The sequence below is a fragment of the Fructilactobacillus sp. X7R9C1 genome (assembly GCF_059901005.1).
In genome coordinates this window covers 1-276 of sequence record NZ_JBWXVG010000057.1, presented here as the reverse complement: position 1 = coordinate 276, position 276 = coordinate 1, and the positions used below count along the sequence as shown (strand labels likewise).

Genomic DNA, 276 nt, shown 5'->3' with positions numbered 1-276 from the left:
ACCGAAGGCGAAGCTTTTGCCGCTATCGGCGAGGCTGGGCAGGCTTACCACGGCAAGGGCAGCGGCGATGAACAGATGTTTCATGAAGGCTCCAAAAACGTACTGCGGGATAACGCCACTTTAAAAAGCACTGACTGGCAGGTACCTGACGGCAAGATTACAACTTCGTCAGCTAGGGCGGCGCCCGGGATAGTCACGTATCATTTCAACCTACCGCCGCCGCTGTGATACCGACGCTCCCACAGGGGCCGCGCACCCTCCCGATAAAGTGAATAC

General features: G+C 57.2%; 1 protein-coding gene. It reads left to right on the top strand.

Annotated elements, in window-relative coordinates:
- On the top strand, window positions 1–228 hold a 228-nt coding region (locus AC6UD0_RS07410), incomplete at its 5' end, for a hypothetical protein (RefSeq protein WP_500708713.1).
- Window positions 229–276: the final 48 nt, after the last annotated feature.